The following is a 16689-nucleotide window of genomic DNA, read 5'->3' on the forward strand; positions in this document are numbered from 1 at the left end:
GACCGCTCTGATTTCAGGCGGCCGGGGGTTTCGGCGACGGGCAGGCCGTCGGCGTGGTGGCGGATGAGGAAGGAGCGGCGTACAAGGTGCGGGCCACTGACCTGCGGTGTCTCATGAAAGTGCTCCGGCCATAGGGTGGCATGCGGCTGCGGAGATGCTCAAGAAGAGGAGTGTTGATCATGGCACGCGCGATCTGGACTGGTGTGATCACATTCGGGCTTGTCAGGGTGCCGGTCGGCCTGTTCACCGCGACGCAGGACCACACCGTCCACTTCCACCAGCTGCAGCGCGGCACCGCCGACCGGATCCGCAACCGGCGGGTCAACGAGCGCACCGGCAAGGAAGTCGCCAGCGACCACATCGTCAAGGGCTACGAAGTGGAGGAGGGCGAGTACATCATCGTGGAACCGGACGAGCTCGACGAGATCGCGCCGGGCCGCTCCCAGACGATCGAGGTCTCCGACTTCGTCGACCTGGACGAGATCGAGCCGGTCTTCTTCGACCGCACCTACTACGTCGCCCCGCGCGGCGAGGAGTACACCAAGGTTTACGAGCTGCTGCGGGCAGCTCTCGCGCAGGCGGACAAGGTCGGCGTCGCCACCTTCGTGATGCGCGGCAAGCAGTACCTGACGGCGCTGCGCGCGGAGGACAAGGTGCTCGTGCTGCAGACGCTTCACTGGGCTGACGAGGTCCGCGACCCGGTCACGGAGCTGCCGGAAATACCCTCCAGCCGGGCCGGGAGGGGCAAGGAGCTGGACATGGCGCGCCAGCTGATCGACTCCCTCACCGTCCCGTGGGACCCGAGCCAGTATCGCGACACCTTCCAGGAGAAGGTACGAGCTGGTGCGGGCCAAGTCCGAGGGGCAGGAGATCGCGGCGGCCGCCGAGCCGCCCACGGCCACCGACGTCGCGGACCTGATGGAGGTCCTGCAGGGCAGCATCGACCAAGCACGCGGCGGCCGCAGGACGGAAACCAGGCGCCAGAAGAAGACTGCCCCCGCGACACGCAAAGCAGGCCGCAAGCCCGCCGGAAAGGCGGCGAAGAAGACCACCGACAGAAAGGCGCCGCCGAGGACGTCCCGCGCCTCGGCCGCGTCCCGCACCCACCGCGAGGCAGGCAAGAGCGCGCTGCAGCAGCTGAGCAAGGCGGAGCTGTATGAGCGGGCCACCGAACAGGACATCACCGGCCGCTCCAAGATGAGCCGCAAGCAGCTCATCGACGCACTCACCCATACGTCGCGCCGTCGCAAGAAGAGCGCAGCCTGACCGGCCAAGTGGGACGGCCCCCACGCAGCTCGCCGTCTATGGGAGCGGGTGAGCGCTGCTGCGCTCCAGCACTGCCGGCCTACGAACGCCAGACTCAAACACATCGATGGGGAATGAATAGGACCAAGCGTCTGCGGTTACTCCGGTCACCGACTCTACGGAACGGAGACACCGCGATGATCATCAAGAAGATGCACGAAATGGGCGTCCGCAGCGAACACGCCTACATGGCAGCCATGGCTTCCATAGGACTCACCGTCGCGGCCTGGGCCGGCTCCCTCAAGCTGGAGCCCGGCACCGGGCTCGCCCGCGCCGACCGCTGGGGCCTCTTCGTCGGCGAATGGGCACCCACCTTCTTCGGCCTCGGCCTCGCCCTGTCCCACTACGAACAGACCGAAGGTAACCTCGGCGCGACCGTTCACGAACTCCGAGAGCAGAAGGCCGGCTGACCATGCGCCTGCGCCTGCCTCTGAACCGAGGGGCGGGCGCACGCCCCGCCGGCGCCCCGCACTGGCGGGGCCACGCGGCGGGCGTGTGTGCAGCGCCAGTCGCGAGGACTGCTGCAGAGATACCGCCAATGGCGGTGACCTGCGACAGACAATCGCAGAGAGTCGTACAAGCCGGTTTCTCATCTGACGGTTCCATTTCCCATCGGCGGGTTGGCGTCGGGAGCGGGCCATGGGTCGGCGAAGTAGTAGCCCGTCACCGGACCTAGGCCATCCAGCGCTATTGAGCCCGCTTCTCGGCGCCAGCCGGTCTCCGGGGATCCGGGATCGTCACCGGCAATCCGGCCCACGAATGTTCCCGCCGAGGTGACGGGGCGGAATGGGAGGCGCGGCCACGGCCGGGAACCTGTCCTTCGCCTTGGGAACGCCGGTTCACCCGTCAGCCCATCGATCGGGGTGGGGCTGGATTCTCCGGAGTCCCGTGATTCTCGGGAGTCCCGTGGAACGACACCGATTCACGCCGGCCCCGACGCGACCGGCGAGACTGCGAGTGCGGCGTCGCCCGGAGGCCACGGTTTGGAGTGGGTGCCAGAGGCGGACCCCCTGACCAGCTCTCGCTAGTGATCAGTCGGACCGTGGCCTGGTCGCACTCCGGCATGGGAGAACCGCAATGGAACCAGGGTCCGTCTTCCTTCGTACGGCGCTCAGCTCGCGGTGCGGATGGTGCCCGTTCAGTCGCCGATCGCGGTTGGGCCGCGCCCCGGACGGGAACGCGGAAACACGCGTTGCGAAAAGGGAGCACGAGTTGGCTGACGACGACTTCGACGCGTGAACGTCCGGACAGACCTCAGTATCGGGAGCCCGTCCGGCGGAGCCCCCGGGGACCTGGCAGGCTGGACCTTCATGATCGGTGCTCAGCTCCGTCGCCATAACCATCTCGTGCTCTCGCAAAGCTTCCGCACCGCTTCCGGCTTACATGGAACCGACAGCCCAGACGCGCGCCGAGGAGACCAACGATGACTGAGCCGACCCCGTCCCAGGCAGAGGGCGAGCGACAGGAGGATGCTGCGACGGACCAGGAGGTGGAGCACGCCGGTCATCGTGACGTACCCCAGACAACCCCGTCGCAGGCTGAAGGGGACCGCACCGACGAAGAGGCGGAGCAGGACGCGGACTGACGGTGCGCGAACCCTGGCGAGTGATCAACGTCGCGGCGACTGGGGAGTTCAACTAGCTCGAGAGGGTGTAACGGAACATGTGGAGGGTCCAGGATGGCTCGGCGGTCGGCTCCGTCGCATACTGCGCGGCCCCCATGGCTGCGTAGAACGGAGCGGCGTTCGGATCCGACGCAACGATGAACTCCGATCGCCCGAGCTGCCGCGCAGTCTGGATCGCGTGCTGCCAGAGAAGCTTGCCGTGACCCTTGCCGATCTCGTCGGCGTCGACGAAGAGCTTGTCCAGCAGCAGGTCACCGTCTTCCTCGGTGAAACCGTAGAAGCCAAGCCTTTTGCCATCTTCCTCCAGCACGAAGACCGGGTTGTTGCGGACATAGGCATTTGAAATCGCCCGAGCCTCTCCCGCCCAGTCGAAGTAGCCCGGTGGGTACCCCCAGTGAGTCGACGATCGATCCTGGAGCCCTTCAAGCTCGCCGGCTTCGTCAGGTTGGGCGCGTCGGATCCGCCGGGCACCGTTGGTTGACACAGCACCGACCACCCTTCTCGATCACTACTTGAAGCCGTCGATCCGACTAGACCACGTATCCATGGCGACGAGCCATACCACCCGGAAAAGGGGGCCGCGGCATCACCGACTGACGCGCATGACAGCGGATCTCCATAGGCTGGCGCTTGAGGACCGGCGAAGCCGGTCAGGGATCGCGGTCGCGCCCCGACCACGGTTACGCGCTGGGCGGCGAGCACTCGATGTCGGAGACCTTCGTGCCTACCGCGGGCTTCTGATCGGGTGTGGAGGCCGCGCGCTCGTCGAGCCCACGGGCGGTGTGGATGCGCAGCAGCCCTTCGATGCCACGCAGCAGGGTCTCGCCGGCCAGGACGGGATCGCCGAGGTAGCCGGCGCTCATCGCGCCGTCGCGGAGCATGACGAAGTGCCGCCCGGCGTGCTCGGCCTGCGCGGCGGTGATGTCGGCGAACAGCCCGGTGATCGTCTGCAGGAACCACTGGCGGTGTTGTACGACGGCGCGGTGGACCGGGTGGTCGGGATCGGGGAATTCCGCTGCCGCGTTGAGGAAGGCGCATCCGCGGTAGCCGGGTGAGCGGATCTGCTCGACCAGGGACGCACCGATGCCCCGCAGAATGCCGTCGGTCGGCATGTCCGCGGCGATCAGGGAGCCGATCTGGGTGCGGATCGCCTGGTCGACGCTCCCTATGTAGGCGACAGCGAGGTCTTCTTTGCTGCGGAAGTGGCGGTAGAAGGTGGCGTTGGTGACCTTCGACTCGGCGACCAGACGGTCGACGCCCACCGTGTGGATGCCCTCCGCGTAGAAGAGCTGCCCGGCGGTCCTCAGGAGCCGCTCCCGGGCCTCGGAGACTTTCCTGCCAGTGCCGGTGCCGGCTTCCGTCCGTGTCATACGCCCATTGTAGCGGGTAGAACGCTCTCTCTTGTTTCCGTGGAAGGAATGTGCCAGGCTGCACGCAAGAAGGATCGTTCTCTCTACCTCTTAGTCATTGGAGAAGCCATGGCATCCGCCGCCTCCGCCGAGCACGTCGGCGCCACGCCCGCCCTGCGCCGGCTGTACGTCATCCGCTTCGTCTTCGCCGTTGCGTGGGCGGTGCTCCTGCTGGTGTCCGGCTCGGACCTCAACCTCGCGGCCAAGCTGCTGCTCTTCCTCTATCCGGCCTTCGACGTGGTCGCGGCCGTAGTCGATGCCAGGTCGGCGCGCACCGACGGGCCGGTCAAGGGCCTGTACGCGAACATCGCCGTCAGTTCGCTCGCCGCCGTCGGCGTGGCGGTCGCCAGCGCCTCCGGCGTCGCCGACGTGCTGCGCGTGTGGGGCGCGTGGGCGGTCGTCTCCGGACTGGTCCAGCTCCTCGTAGGCGTCGCGCGCCGGCCGATGGGTGGCCAGTGGGCCATGATCGTCAGCGGCGGCATCTCGGTCCTGGCCGGCGCGACCTTCATCCGCAGCGCTTCACAGGACGACCCGTCGCTGACCACCCTCGCCGGCTACGCCACGCTCGGAGGGATCTTCTTCCTCGTCTCGGCGCTCCGCCTGTCCCGCTCGCCCCGCAGGGGCTGACCGCCGGCGACCGAAGATAGCTGCGAGCGGACGCGGCACTGAGCCGAGACGTGCCCGACAGGTCCGGCTCAGCGACAGACCGGTGCGGCGGATGGTTGTTCGGGGCCACGAGGCCGCCGAACCCCGGAGTCTGAGAGACCGCCGGACCGGGGCCACTCGGTCCGGCTGGCCCAGCAAGCGGTGGAGCCTGGCGTCGATCGCCACCACCGGGTGATGCGGTCGTCGAGGAGGCCGAGCAGGAACGGAATGACCTCGGCCAGGTCACCGCCGACGGCCCACAGGGCGGCGACGGCGACAGGCCGTACGCTGGAACACCGCCTCTTCGCCAGTCCCAGTCGCCTATCGGTCGACGTGCTCCCTCCCCGGCATCACCGCCGATGCGGAGAGCCGCTGGTGGTGTCGTACCGCGACAGTAGTGGTGTGTGGGAGGGCGACCTGTCGGCCTGGCATGACCGGTCGGACGGGAACACTGCGGATCAGCCGGACGCGAGGCGTGGATCCTTGCGGACTATTCGTGCCGGCCGAGGGGAAGGAGGCCCGACCCGTCTCCCAGGTGGCACGGGTGACGGTGGCCAACCTCCATGCCCATCCGCGAGGTTGTTCGGTTGGGCCCGTACGGAATCCTGCGCTGCGACTCCGCCCAATGACCGCCCGGGAGTTCGTACACCACCTCGTCACACGACCTGTTCGTTGTGACGAGCCCCGGGCGGTGAGCGCGTCGTCACTTGCGACGGCGCTGCCACCAGCGCCGAGGGCTCTCCTCCTCGGCGCGGGACTCGGCCTCGGCCGCCGCCTTGAGCTTCGCGGCCATCGCGACCACGCGCTCGGCCTGGATGCGGGCGGCAGTACGGGTGGTGTCATTGACGGGGTTGCTGCCCTGACCGTCCGCGTGGGAGGTGCCGTAGGGGTTGCCGTCTACGAACTTGGCAGGGTCCGTAAAGCCCGGGGTGACGACGATGCCACCGAAGTGGTGGACCGAGTTGTACAGGGCGAGCAGGGTCGACTCGTGGCCGGCGTGAGCCGTGGCGGTGGAGACGAAGCCGCTGTAGACCTTGTCGGCGAGCCGGCCCTCGGCCCAGAGTCCACCGAGGGTGTCGATGAACTGCTTCAGCTGGGAGGCGACGTTGCCGAAGCGGGTGGGGGTGCCGAAGATGACAGCGTCTGCCCATTCGACGTCCGCTGGGGTGGCCTCGGGAACGTTCGCGGTGGCGGTCTGATTGGCGGCCCAGGCGGAGTTGGAGTCGATGGCAGCCTGGGGGGCCAGCTCGCCCGCCTTGACCAGACGGACCTCGGCGCCGGCCTTGACGCCGGCGTCGCGCAACTCGTTGGCGATCTCCGCGATGGTGCCGGTGGAGGAGTAATAGACGATGGCGAGCTTCACGGGGGTGGTCATGATTGCGATCTCCGTTCGCGGCTGACGGGTGCGGCGTGGCAACTAGACGACCGGTCGCCTACTTCAAAGTAGACGACCGGTCGGGAAGTGTCAAAGGGGCGTTGGAGCGCTGTCCGCCGGAGGACACATGTGCCCAACGGCGCACCCGCCCGAGCACGCAGGCAAGCGGTTCGGCTCAGGGCCGGCAACGGCTTCAGGACGGCATCGATGCCCGGGCCTGCCTGACGGCCTCACCCACTTCCCCGCCACCGAGCTGGCCACCGGAGACCAGACCTGACCGAGAACACCTGACGACACGGTCCGACTGCCTGATCACGCCGGGGTCGGATCCGCCAGGAGGCTGCGGCTCTCACGTGGAAGAGAACCGGTCGTGGCATCTTGCTTCCTTTGGTCGAAGGCGTCGTCGGCGTACTCGGCCATGGGGCGACCAGCCCGTTGTCCGCGTTGTCGACGAGGATGTCGAGGCCACCGAGCCGGCCGCAGTGGTCGCCACCGTCGACCGTACGGCGGCCCGGTCGGCGGCGTCGGCCCGTATGGCCACCGCCCTGCCACCAGCTGCCGCCACATGAGCGACCAGTGCCCCCGCCTTGCCCTTCGCCGAAACCTGAGTGAAGGCCACCGCGGCGCCATCGGCGGCCAGTCGGCGCACCACGTCCGCGTGATGCCACGAGAGGCGTCGCCTTCGCCACTGTCCTCACTGAGGCCGCTGTGGCGCAGTTCCCGGCTGACGTGCCAGGTCACGCCGACGCCTCGACCAAGGGAGGAACAGCGCCAGGGCACGTGGCCGGGACCCGGACCACGCAAACACGGTGGGCGTGTCACATGTGGCGGGCCATGTTCCGGAGGCCTCCCGTCACATCAGCTCTTCTCGTTTGGCGGGCCATGTTCCGGAGGCCTCCCGTCACATCAGCTCTTCTCGTTTGGCGGGCCATGTTCGGAAGGCCGCCCGTCACATCAGCTCTTCTCGTTGCGTCGGCGGGCCCGGTAGGCGGCGGCCTTGACCCTGTTGCCGCACGTCTCCATGGCGCACCACTCTCGCCGGCGGCCGCGCGAGCGGTCGAGGTAAGTCTGGGTGCACTCGGGGCGGGAGCACTCGCGAAGAAGATCGGCCTCGGCTCCACCCAGTACCTCCACCGCCTCGCGGGCCAGGACCGCGAGCCCCTGAGAGACGGAACCTGTCCGGAGCGCGCCCTCATCGCCGAGTTGGACCTGTACGGGCAGTCCGGCTGCGTGCCGGTTCACCTCGGCGAGCGCGTCGGCGGGCAGCGGTTCCCTCGCGAGGGCGGCCGCCGTCACCGAGTAGAGGGCCTCACGGAGCCCCACGGCGGTGGCGAGGTCGGTCTGATCGGCTCCGGGAGCCACGTCCATCATTCCCGACTCGACGAACCAGTCGTCGAGTGCTTGTGGGCGTGCGAGCATCTCCATCGGTCCCGCGCCGCGGCGCGCACGCAGCGTTCCGACAAAGTCGAGGAAGAGCGTCCCGCAAGGAAAGGCATGCACGTCACCACTCTAACCGGTGACCGCTGATCATACAATGTCCCTGATCGCACACTCATCCACCGTCGGCCAGGGGTTCAGAACGACGGTGGCCAGACGCAGAGCAGCGCGCAGCTCCCTCACCAGCAGCACCTGACAGCCTCCAGCCGAGCGGTGCCATCCGTGCGGCCCTCCGTCGGCAGACGACCAGGACAGCAGCGTCTCGCCCGGCGGCAATGCGGGGGCGAGCGGGTCCGCAGGTCGACGGATGTACTCCTCCTACGAGGCCTCCACTGGCGCGGTGGCTCGCAGACCGCTGCGGCGCTCTCGTCGCCGCGCAGGGCACACAGCGCCGACGGCCCACTGCCGCCGCTGTCCGCGGGAACCGTGGGACAGGAAAGGCACTGACATGCACAAGCACGTAGGGGCGGGAATGGTCGCGCATGTCGCCGCGGCGGCGGCGACACTGAATCGGGTGTCGCCACCGCCGCGGCGACACCCGCAGGCCCCGGCTGAGCGGGACAACCCTTTCGCAGGCGACGGTCGGCGGCCAGGACCACATCCTGCGTCAGATCACCATCGGCCGGTCAGAGCACCGGCTGGCACTTCCGCTACGGCACGCTGTACGGCTACATCGAGAAGGGACGCTCAGCCATTTCGACTCCACCCGCTCGTCCGACGGGGTGTGCACGGCAGGCCAGTCGCTGAGCGAACCCTCCGGCACCCAGCACGTGCACATCGGGCGCAACCTCGGCACGAGGCCAGTCGTCCTGGACGTGCTGTACGTACTCCCCCACCGCGCGCCGCCGGCGAAGGATGCCCCCACCCCGGTGACTTCCTGTACAAGCCCGTTCGCCGTGGGCGATGAGTGAGGCCAGCCGGTGTCCGAACGACGCGGCCATGGCCGTCGACGTCGGAACGGCTGGGCGCGGCGGCTGGAATCCGCACGACGTCGCTCCTTCACCGGTGAAGAACCGAGGGCGCCCCTGCCTCAACGACGAGGACGCCGACGGCGAAAGCCTCGGCCCTGGCCGCCGGCACGGCAGGACTCAGGCCGTCCGCTGCGCCGTCGCGGCGGCGTTGTGGCGGTTTACGTTGACCGTCAGCCGTCGTACGAGGTCCTGAATGGTGGCGATCTCCTCGGGCGTGAGCCCTACGGCGTCCCCGATAGCGGGCGGAACGCTGGAGAGGTGCCGGTGCACCGCGAGGCCCTCCTCGGTGAGCGTGACCTGAACCACCCGCTCGTCATCGGCCCGGCGCTCCCGCTTGAGCAGCCCGTTCGCCTCCAGGCGCTTGATCAGCGGGGTGACGGTGCCGTAGTCCAACTGGAGCATGGCGACCAGATCCTTGACGGACACCGTGTGGTGCTCACCGAGGGCGACCAGGACCAGATACTGCGGATAGGTCAGGCCCAGCGGATCGAGCAGAGGTCGATAGGCGCCGGTGATCGCGCGCGAGGCCGCGTACAAGGTGAAGCACAGGTGCTTGTCCAGCATGGGCTGGAAATCGGTCGGCTCGGGCGCGTTCGCGTCGTCACTCATCTGTCGGTCCTCGTCTCCCAGGTCGGCGGGCCGCCTCTCCGGATGCTGGCAATTCGGACATTGCCGCATCTTCCAGGGAACACTATACACTAGCCTACGCTTAACTTGTGCGCGAGACAATCGTGCACTAGCTTTCTTCCTGTCGCCGCCGTTCCGAGGCGCGGCAAACTCGAGGCTTCCCCCAGCACACGCTTCCGTCCGTCTTGAAGGAGATCCGCCATGAACGTCTCGTCCGTCTTCCGTCCCACCCGCAAGCGTGTCGCCGTCGTGGGCGCCCTGACGGCAGTGGCCGCGCTCGGCCTGACCGCCACGGCCCCCGCGGACGCGACGACCGGGCACCGCGCCCCGGAGAAGAAGCCGACGGTCGTCCTGGTGCACGGCGCGTTCGCCGACTCCTCCAGTTGGAACGGCGTCATCAAGCGCCTGAAGCAGGACGGCTATCCCGTGGTCGCCCCGGCCAACCCGCTGCGCGGCCTCAAGAGCGACGCGGACTACCTCAAGAGCTTCCTCAAGAGCGTGCAGGGCCCCGTCGTGCTGGCCGGCCATTCCTACGGCGGTGCGGTGGTCAGCGAGGCCGCCGAGGGCGAGCCGAACGTCAAGGCTCTGGTCTACATCGCCGCCTTCGCCCCCGAGAGGGGCGAGACCGCTCTGGAACTGTCCAACAAGTACCCGGGCAGCACGCTCGGCCCGACCCTGAACTCCGTGCCCTTCACGCTGCCCGGCGGCGGGACCGGCAGCGACCTCTACATCAAGGCCGACAAGTTCCACCACCAGTTCGCGGCCGACGTCCCCACCCGGGTCAGCGACCTGATGGCCGCGACGCAGCGCCCCGTGGCCGCCTCCGCCCTCGAGGAGCAGGCCACCCGCGCCGCCTGGAAGACCATCCCGTCGTGGAACCTGATCACCACCCAGGACCTCAACATCCCGGCCGCCGCACAGCGGTTCATGGCTCAGCGGGCGCACTCCCACACCACGGAGATCAAGGCCTCCCACGCCGTGTCGGTCTCCCGCCCCGACACGGTGACCCGCATGATCGAGCAGGCCGCACGCTCCACCGCCGGTCACTGAGGCCGTCGCAGGGCGTCGCGGAGATCGGGACCGACCGGTGCGACACCCGACGGCGGGGCGGTTCGCTCTCGCGCCTCCGCTCGCCTGCTGACCGGGAATGGTCGCGGGCCCGGAGGCCACTCGGGGGGCGCGTCGGCGGCCCGCGCAGGGCCGACCGGCGTCGTCCGAGCCGTCAGGCGGCCGGTCGGTCCGCCCACGCCCGCTCCAGCGCCTGGACGAACATCTCGGGCGACTGGACACCGCTCACGCCGTAGCGCCGCTCCAGCACGAAGAAGGGCACGCCGCCCGCGCCCAGTTCCGCGGCGAGTCGCTCGTCGGAGCGCACTCCCTCGGCGAACGCCTCCGGATCGTCGAGCACCTTTCGCACGTCCGCCTCGCCCAGCCCCGCCTCCACCGCCAGACCCACCAGGGTCTCCCGGTCGTAGACCGAGGCCTCCTCCGCGAAGTTGGTCCGGAAGGCGAGGTCCAGGAACTCGCCCTGCAGTCCTCGGGTACCGGCGAAGTGTGAGAGGCGGTGCACGTCAAAGGTGTTTCCGAAGACACGTCCGCCGATGCGGAACTCCAGCCCCACGGCGTTCGCCATGGCCGCGGCCTGTTCCTCCCGCGCGACCTGCTGCTCCCGGGTCCGGCCGTACTGCGCCGCGACCGCGTCGATGATCGGCACCGTGCCGTTCTCGGCCCCGGGATTGAGCTCGAAGGACCGGTGCACGACCTCCACCTGGTCACGGTGCGCGAAGACGGCAAGCGCCTTGCGGAAGTGTTCCCTGCCGACGTAGCACCACGGGCAGGCGACATCGGTCCACATCTCGACACGCATCATCTGGTCTCTCCCTCTGCACGGAGGCGGCGGGCTTCCGGTGCCCGGCGCGGAATGACAAGGACGCCCGCCCAACTCGATGACAGTGAGTGACGACCTGCTGTCGGTTGACTCACCGGCGCCTCCCTTTCGAGAATAGACGACCGACCGTCTTTCAACAACGTGACTGGTCACGAGCACCACCACCGGTAAGTCGCTCGGCACGACAAGGGGTGCCTGAAGCTCCGTGCTTCCGGCACCCCTTCTCCTCATCGGTACAGTTCCCGACAGCGAGGCCCGAGGGCCCACTCGGTGCCGCGGCGGGGATGGGCGCCGGTTACGGTCTGCCGCACGCTGTTGCCGTATGCGTCGATCGCGGTGACCCTCAGGGTGACGAGGGCGTCCCGGTGCAGACGGGCCGACCGCTCCACCACGGTGGTGCATCGGCTGTCGTGCCCCTGCCACGTGGTGCCCGCAACGCTCCAGGTGCGCCCTTCGTCGTAGGACGCAGCCACCTTTGGCGACACGTCACGCGGGGCGGCCATGCCGTCCTGCATACGGACGCTGAGTCCGACGCCGTGCGTGCTGGCCGGGCTGACCGCGTTCTGCGCGTCGACCGGCACGTCGTAGTCGACCTGGAGCAGCGGCAGGAAAGCCGATCCGGCCGAGGCGCCGGAGCGGAACGTCCACGACGTGTGGGTGCCGGCGCCGAAGTGCCCCTGGTCCGTGACGCGCTTCGTCGTCAGGTCCATTCGTGTCGGCCTCGTCCGCGGGGACCGCGAAGTCGCCCCATGCGCCGGTCTAGGACCGCGCCACCTGCCGGCCGTTCTGGTACGGCAGCGCTGTCGCCGTGTTGTCGCCGCCGCCGCCGAAGTCGCCGTATTCGGCGCTAGACCAGTGGCCCGTGACGGAGTCCATGACGCGCGTCTGGTCCGGCTCACTCTGCAGCCGCTCGGGATCGACGACACCGCGTCGTTCGTCTCCTCCATGCTGACCGAACAGAACGTCTCGGCCGAGTTCGCGGCCTTTCTGCACGCGCGGACCGAAGGCGTACCGCTCGCCCTGGAGGAGTCCGTACGGTTGCTGCACGACCGGGGCGACGTCATCCGCCGGGGCGACGGCTGGGCGCGGCGGCGGCTGACCGACATCGAGGTGCCCCCCACCACCCGGGACGCCGTACTCGAACGCTTCGGGCGGCTCGGGCCCGACACACGGACGGTCCTCTACGCCATGGCGGTGCTCGGAGGACCCGCCGACCATGCGACCGTGAGGGCGGTCGCCGGTCTGCCCGAGGAACGGGCCGCGGACCGGATGGCCGATGCGCTGGCGTGCGGCCTGCTCCGTGAGCACGGGCGGGGGCAGTGGTCGTTCCGCCACTCCCTGGTGTGCCGGGCGGTGTACGAGGCCGCCCCCGCGCAGGAACGACGCCTCATGCACCTGCGGGCCGGCCGGGTGCTGGAAGGGGCGCCACTGACTCCGGTGGCGCAGTTGGCCCGGCACTTCCGGCTGGCGGGCGACGTTCAGGCGTCGATCCGGTTCACCGAGCAGGCGGCCGGCCTCGCGGCGCAGACCGGGGACGTGGCCACCTCGTCCTTGCTGCTGCACGCCCTGGTCACCACCACGGCAGTGCCGGTCGAGACGCTGGTGCGGCTGGTGATGAAGATCCAGTTCCAGTCACTGCCCGGCTCCGATCCCTACTCGGAAATCATCGCGTCCCTGCGGTCGGCCCTGCGGACGCCCTCCCTGACGCCGGAGCAGGAAGGGCTGATCCGCTTCCAGACGGGGCGGGTGCTGATGGTGTCGGGAAGCCTGGACGCGGGCCGCCTCGAACTGTCGAAGGCGGTGCCCGCTCTCGCGCCGGACTCGCTCGAGGCCGCGCGCACTCGCATCCTGCTGGGCATTCCCCTCGGGAACGCGCAGCCCGCCTCGGAGCATCTGCGCTGGCTCAGCGGGGCGTTCACGGTGGCACCGTCCCTCGCCCGGCACGAGCGGCTGCGCCTGACGCTGGGGCGCGCCTCCGCGCTGCTGCTGCTGGGGGAGGACGCCGGGTGGGCGCAGGCCCGGCGGATCCCGGACGACCCCGCCGACGCGCAGGAGGCGGCGATCGCCGCAATAGGCCACGTCAACGTCGGTGAGTCGGCGATGTGATGGGGGCGCATGGACGAGGCCAGGGCGCGGCTGGCCACCGCCCAGGCGCTCGCCGAGCGCCACGACCTGGTGGACTATCTCGACAGCGTCGCCTCCAGCAAGGCCCACCTCGACTGGTTCACCGGCGCCTGGGCGGGGCTCGCCGAGCGTGCGGCCCGTCTGCTGGACGACGAGGACCGGGTGCGGTTGAAGGACCGTTGTGAGGCGGCCCCCTCCCCCTGATCGACGAAGGGCTGCTCGACTGGGGGCTGTTCGACCTGGCCCGGCTGACGACCCTGGCCAGGAAGGGCAAGGTCGGCCAGGTCCCGGTGCTCGTCACCTACACCGACGCGGGCGGCGCCACCGACGTGGTCAGCGAACGCGGCGACGAGGGTGTCGAACGAGTCCGGGAGCTCAGGGCGACGGTGCGCACGCCGTCTCCCAGGGTCGCGCCCTCAGCCTATCCCCACGTCACTTCGCGTGAACGTCATCTCGTCTCCCTTTCCAGGTCAGTCAGAGGTACGGGGGGCCGCGGGTCCCGCGTGACGGTCGCCGCGGGCCCCCACTGGCGGCGACCGTGCTCCTTAAGCCCGACGCGTCTTCCGACGGGCCGCCGTTCACTCGGCCAAGCGGCGGCCGAGGTCGAGCTCCACGCCGTCGGGGCGCTGGAGGCCGCGCTCGAACAGCGAACGGACGCGATGGGCGTTCTCGGGGCGTCCGGAGGTCTGGAAGAAGGCCTGCAGGCTGGCACCGTACGACTCGTCCGTCGGCAGGGACTCGACGTCCACCAAGGACTTGGTCCGGGCGACGGCGACCTTGTCGAAGGCCGCGACGCGTCTGGCGAAGCCGTCGACGAACTGCTCCAGTTCATCCTCGGCCACCACGCGGTTCACATAGCCGTACGCCGCGGCGAGATCGGCGGGGAAGTCGTCGGCGCCCAGCAGGATCTCCAGAGCCCGCCCCCGCCCCAGGAGGCGAGGGAGCCGGCCGGTGGGGTTGCCGCCCGGGACCGATCCGACGCCCACCTCGAACTGTCCGAGGATGGCCCCCGGACCGGCGAAACGGATGTCCGTCGCCAGGACGAACTCGCTTCCGGCCCCACGAGCACGACCGTTGATCTCGGTGATGGTGGCGGCGGGGACCTTGGCGAGCCGGTACAGGTTGTCCGCGAACGGGTGGAGTCCGGAGGGGGCGGGCTTCATGGCGGCGACACGGGACCGGTCGGACTGCATGTCCCAGTGCGCCATGAAGAAGTCGGGATTGGCGCTGCGGAAGACGACGGCCGTCAGGTCAGGCGCCTCCTCGATGCGGGTGATCAGCGCGGCGAGCTGCTCGATGGTGTCCGGGTCGATCAGATTGATCTCGCCGTTGGAGAAGGTCACCCGCCAGTACGAGGGGCTGATCTCTTCGACGGCGAACTGGTCGGGGGAGCTCATGAGGATCTCCTGGTGATTGCGCGGGCCGGTGGCACGCGGGTCGGTGACTTGCGGAAGGGTCCGAAGCGGCTCCTGCAGTGACTCCCGGGCCGGCAGCGCGGTCGGCCCGGCCGGGCCGCACACGCGGGTAGCGGTCACTGGGCAGCTGGAACCTGCTTTCCAATCTAGCACCTGAATTGGAAACTACGTCTCAGAGGTAGACTGGCGCCATGCCGAGGAGAAGCCATGAGCCAGCCGCACGAGAGACACGTTGCTCCATCGGCCGCGCCCTGGAGATCATCGGTGACCGCTGGAACCTGCTGATATTGCGCGAGGCACTCAACGGAGAGACCCGCTACTCGGAGTTCAGGGACCGGCTGCACGTGGCGAGCGATGTCCTCACCCAGCGGCTCGGCGTCCTGGTGGAGGGCGGGGTGCTGGAGAAGCGGCCCTACCGCGAGGCGGGAGCCCGGTCCCGGATGGCCTACCACCTGACCCCCGCCGGACGGGAACTCGTAGTGCTCTTCGGCGCCCTGCAGCAGTGGGGTGATCAGCACTGTCCGCACCCCGACGGCCCGTTGGTACGCCGGGGCAGCCGGACGAGCGGACACACCCTGCGGGTCGCCTTCGTGGACGAGCAGGGCAAAGAGGCGCCGCTCGACGACGTCGACCTCGGCGCACCGGTCACGGACGGCTCAGCCCGACCCGTCGCCTGACTCCCGGAACCGGGTCGGCCCCGCCCCCTGTACCGAAGCGGTGACCGACGCGCGGGCACCAAGGCTGACGGCGCCGCCCGTCCTCGCGCGGCATCAGCGGTGACACCGGTTGCCACCCGCCCTCGGCTCTCAGGCCCGGTGGCGTCCTTCGCGACTCGCGGGTGGGGGCGGGGCCACGTGCCGCGGTCCCGCCCCTGCCTGGAAAGCGTCCCTCCGCCAATGCAGCCCGAAAGCGCGGACGAGGGTCTGGAAGACACTGTTGCCGTCGTCGTCCCGGGCGCCGACCCGCACGGTGACGACCGTCGCCTGCTTCGGCGCCCGCGGCGTCGTCCGCCATCCGTCGCCCCGGCGGTCGAGACCGGCACGCCGCCAGGTCGCACCGTCGTCGTACGAGAGCTCGACGAGACGGCTTTCCGACGGCGCTGGTCACGCCGGGAAGGTGCGAGGCGGTCACCGTCAGCCGGCCGTGGCGGTCGGCGCGACCCGCCAGGTCGGTGCGCACGCCGTGGTCCAGCTGGATCAGCGGCAGCGTCGTGTCCGTGCCGGTCTCCTGCGAGGTGAAGTTCCACTCGGTCAGGGTGTGCCGCGAGTGGGGACTGGCCCACTTCGCCCGGTCGTTCTCGACCACGAGCCGGTACGGCAGTCGCTGCGGGGCCAGCCCGGACAGCAGCGGCTTCTCGTCGTTGTCCTGGCCCAACTGCCGGTCTCCCTGATACAGGGTCACCAGGTCCTTGACGCCGAAGTTGCCGTGGGCGTCTCGGCGGCGGAGAGGACGCCTGGCGCTCCGGGCAGTCGGTTACGACATGGGGGCGGTCCCGTCCTCCGTCTGGCAGACGCGAGGACAGGACCGCCGAGGGCAGTACAGAGACAAGCCAGGGGGACTGGTCGTCTGCAGGACAGCGGCCGCCCGATCATCGGGACGGCCGTTCCGCCCTCGCCGACCGCGCGGGCAGGCAGGCAGGCAGGCAGCGGGCACCCTTCATCCAGGACAACGAAGCGCACGCTCGCGAGGTTCACGCCCGTTCCTGAGCGGGCGCCGGGCAAGGACGCCGCTCCGTCGGGGCCTGCGGCCCGCCCTGCCGCCGGCCGGCGAGGGCCGTGCCCGAGGTCGGCGGCACGGTCGGCGACATCGAGTCGCTGCCGTTCCTGGAGACCGTCCGCCAGGTCCGCCACGAGGTCGGCCGGGACAACG

15 protein-coding genes and 3 pseudogenes are annotated in these 16689 nt (G+C 69.5%); 10 read left to right on the forward strand and 8 right to left on the reverse strand.

The window, feature by feature from the left end; genetic code table 11:
• Positions 1 to 179: 179 nt before the first annotated feature.
• The 3 genes from AB0O67_RS30960 (at position 180) to AB0O67_RS30970 (ending at position 2890) form a co-directional block, all read left to right on the forward strand.
• A complete protein-coding gene (locus AB0O67_RS30960) occupies positions 180 to 1160 on the forward strand; it encodes a Ku protein (RefSeq protein ID WP_365457203.1) in 981 nt (326 codons plus the stop codon).
• A 282-nt stretch (positions 1161 to 1442) separates the two neighbouring features.
• Positions 1443 to 1715, forward strand: coding sequence for a hypothetical protein (locus AB0O67_RS30965; RefSeq protein ID WP_365457206.1), 273 nt, complete (start codon positions 1443 to 1445; stop codon positions 1713 to 1715).
• Positions 1716 to 2728: 1013 nt separating this feature from the next.
• Positions 2729 to 2890, forward strand: coding sequence for a hypothetical protein (locus AB0O67_RS30970; protein WP_365457209.1), 162 nt, complete (start codon positions 2729 to 2731; stop codon positions 2888 to 2890).
• A 52-nt stretch (positions 2891 to 2942) separates the two neighbouring features.
• On the opposite strand, the gene AB0O67_RS30975 is transcribed toward AB0O67_RS30970, so the two are convergent.
• Both AB0O67_RS30975 and AB0O67_RS30980 read right to left on the reverse strand, forming a co-directional pair.
• Positions 2943 to 3413, reverse strand: a complete 471-nt coding sequence (locus AB0O67_RS30975) for a GNAT family N-acetyltransferase (protein ID WP_365457212.1) — start codon at positions 3411 to 3413, stop codon at positions 2943 to 2945.
• Between the two features lie 196 nt (positions 3414 to 3609).
• The gene (locus AB0O67_RS30980) at positions 3610 to 4299 is read right to left on the reverse strand and encodes a TetR/AcrR family transcriptional regulator (RefSeq protein ID WP_365457215.1); all 690 of its coding nucleotides are present in this window, start codon (positions 4297 to 4299) and stop codon (positions 3610 to 3612) included.
• Positions 4300 to 4407: 108 nt separating this feature from the next.
• On the opposite strand from AB0O67_RS30980, the gene AB0O67_RS30985 reads away from it, so the two are divergent.
• Positions 4408 to 4965 (forward strand): hypothetical protein, encoded by a 558-nt coding sequence (locus AB0O67_RS30985; protein ID WP_365457218.1) that lies wholly within the window; start codon positions 4408 to 4410, stop codon positions 4963 to 4965.
• 721 nt (positions 4966 to 5686) lie between these two features.
• On the opposite strand, the gene wrbA is transcribed toward AB0O67_RS30985, so the two are convergent.
• The gene (wrbA, locus tag AB0O67_RS30990; protein ID WP_365457221.1) at positions 5687 to 6358 is read right to left on the reverse strand and encodes an NAD(P)H:quinone oxidoreductase; all 672 of its coding nucleotides are present in this window, start codon (positions 6356 to 6358) and stop codon (positions 5687 to 5689) included.
• A gap of 954 nt (positions 6359 to 7312) precedes the next feature.
• Positions 7313 to 7858 carry an ABATE domain-containing protein gene (locus tag AB0O67_RS30995; RefSeq protein ID WP_365457224.1) on the reverse strand — a complete coding sequence of 182 codons (546 nt, stop codon included), beginning with the start codon at positions 7856 to 7858 and terminating at the stop codon, positions 7313 to 7315.
• Positions 7859 to 8267: 409 nt separating this feature from the next.
• On the opposite strand from AB0O67_RS30995, the pseudogene AB0O67_RS31000 reads away from it, so the two are divergent.
• Positions 8268 to 8706: pseudogene (locus AB0O67_RS31000) on the forward strand (cupin domain-containing protein).
• Positions 8707 to 8883: 177 nt separating this feature from the next.
• Here AB0O67_RS31000 and AB0O67_RS31005 read toward each other — a convergent pair.
• Entirely contained in the window at positions 8884 to 9375 is a 492-nt protein-coding gene (locus AB0O67_RS31005) for a MarR family transcriptional regulator (RefSeq protein ID WP_365457227.1), read from the reverse strand.
• Between the two features lie 219 nt (positions 9376 to 9594).
• Here AB0O67_RS31005 and AB0O67_RS31010 point away from each other — a divergent pair, with 219 nt between their 5' ends.
• Positions 9595 to 10443: an alpha/beta hydrolase gene (locus AB0O67_RS31010; protein WP_365457230.1), complete on the forward strand. Its 849-nt coding sequence runs from the start codon at positions 9595 to 9597 to the stop codon at positions 10441 to 10443.
• Positions 10444 to 10604: 161 nt separating this feature from the next.
• Here the strand turns inward: AB0O67_RS31010 and AB0O67_RS31015 are convergent.
• Both AB0O67_RS31015 and AB0O67_RS31020 read right to left on the reverse strand, forming a co-directional pair.
• Positions 10605 to 11260 (reverse strand): annotated as a pseudogene (locus AB0O67_RS31015) (DsbA family oxidoreductase); the annotation flags it as partial.
• A gap of 248 nt (positions 11261 to 11508) precedes the next feature.
• A complete protein-coding gene (locus tag AB0O67_RS31020; protein WP_365457232.1) occupies positions 11509 to 11991 on the reverse strand; it encodes a hypothetical protein in 483 nt (160 codons plus the stop codon).
• 145 nt (positions 11992 to 12136) lie between these two features.
• On the opposite strand from AB0O67_RS31020, the gene AB0O67_RS31025 reads away from it, so the two are divergent.
• Positions 12137 to 13387 carry a hypothetical protein gene (locus AB0O67_RS31025; RefSeq protein WP_365457234.1) on the forward strand — a complete coding sequence of 417 codons (1251 nt, stop codon included), beginning with the start codon at positions 12137 to 12139 and terminating at the stop codon, positions 13385 to 13387.
• A gap of 9 nt (positions 13388 to 13396) precedes the next feature.
• Positions 13397 to 13609, forward strand: a complete 213-nt coding sequence (locus tag AB0O67_RS31030; protein WP_365457237.1) for a hypothetical protein — start codon at positions 13397 to 13399, stop codon at positions 13607 to 13609.
• Between the two features lie 374 nt (positions 13610 to 13983).
• On the opposite strand, the gene AB0O67_RS31035 is transcribed toward AB0O67_RS31030, so the two are convergent.
• Positions 13984 to 14802, reverse strand: a complete 819-nt coding sequence (locus AB0O67_RS31035; RefSeq protein WP_365457240.1) for an enoyl-CoA hydratase/isomerase family protein — start codon at positions 14800 to 14802, stop codon at positions 13984 to 13986.
• 209 nt (positions 14803 to 15011) lie between these two features.
• Here AB0O67_RS31035 and AB0O67_RS31040 point away from each other — a divergent pair, with 209 nt between their 5' ends.
• Positions 15012 to 15497: a helix-turn-helix domain-containing protein gene (locus tag AB0O67_RS31040; protein ID WP_365457243.1), complete on the forward strand. Its 486-nt coding sequence runs from the start codon at positions 15012 to 15014 to the stop codon at positions 15495 to 15497.
• A 1098-nt stretch (positions 15498 to 16595) separates the two neighbouring features.
• Positions 16596 to 16689, forward strand: a pseudogene (locus AB0O67_RS31045) (hypothetical protein); the annotation flags it as partial.

The organism is Streptomyces sp. NPDC086077, assembly GCF_040686175.1.
Classification (GTDB): Bacteria; Actinomycetota; Actinomycetes; order Streptomycetales; family Streptomycetaceae; genus Streptomyces.

What these genes read in the sequence shown, in the direction of transcription:
- AB0O67_RS30960 (WP_365457203.1), top strand. Translation starts at nt 180, where the DNA reads ATGGCACGCGCGATCTGGACTGGTGTGATCACATTCGGGCTTGTCAGG.
- AB0O67_RS30965 (WP_365457206.1), top strand. Translation starts at nt 1,443, where the DNA reads ATGATCATCAAGAAGATGCACGAAATGGGCGTCCGCAGCGAACACGCC.
- AB0O67_RS30970 (WP_365457209.1), top strand. Translation starts at nt 2,729, where the DNA reads ATGACTGAGCCGACCCCGTCCCAGGCAGAGGGCGAGCGACAGGAGGAT.
- AB0O67_RS30980 (WP_365457215.1), bottom strand. Translation starts at nt 4,299, where the DNA reads ATGACACGGACGGAAGCCGGCACCGGCACTGGCAGGAAAGTCTCCGAG.
- AB0O67_RS30985 (WP_365457218.1), top strand. Translation starts at nt 4,408, where the DNA reads ATGGCATCCGCCGCCTCCGCCGAGCACGTCGGCGCCACGCCCGCCCTG.
- wrbA (WP_365457221.1), bottom strand. Translation starts at nt 6,358, where the DNA reads ATGACCACCCCCGTGAAGCTCGCCATCGTCTATTACTCCTCCACCGGC.
- AB0O67_RS31005 (WP_365457227.1), bottom strand. Translation starts at nt 9,375, where the DNA reads ATGAGTGACGACGCGAACGCGCCCGAGCCGACCGATTTCCAGCCCATG.
- AB0O67_RS31010 (WP_365457230.1), top strand. Translation starts at nt 9,595, where the DNA reads ATGAACGTCTCGTCCGTCTTCCGTCCCACCCGCAAGCGTGTCGCCGTC.
- AB0O67_RS31020 (WP_365457232.1), bottom strand. Translation starts at nt 11,991, where the DNA reads ATGGACCTGACGACGAAGCGCGTCACGGACCAGGGGCACTTCGGCGCC.
- AB0O67_RS31030 (WP_365457237.1), top strand. Translation starts at nt 13,397, where the DNA reads ATGGACGAGGCCAGGGCGCGGCTGGCCACCGCCCAGGCGCTCGCCGAG.
- AB0O67_RS31035 (WP_365457240.1), bottom strand. Translation starts at nt 14,802, where the DNA reads ATGAGCTCCCCCGACCAGTTCGCCGTCGAAGAGATCAGCCCCTCGTAC.
- AB0O67_RS31040 (WP_365457243.1), top strand. Translation starts at nt 15,012, where the DNA reads ATGCCGAGGAGAAGCCATGAGCCAGCCGCACGAGAGACACGTTGCTCC.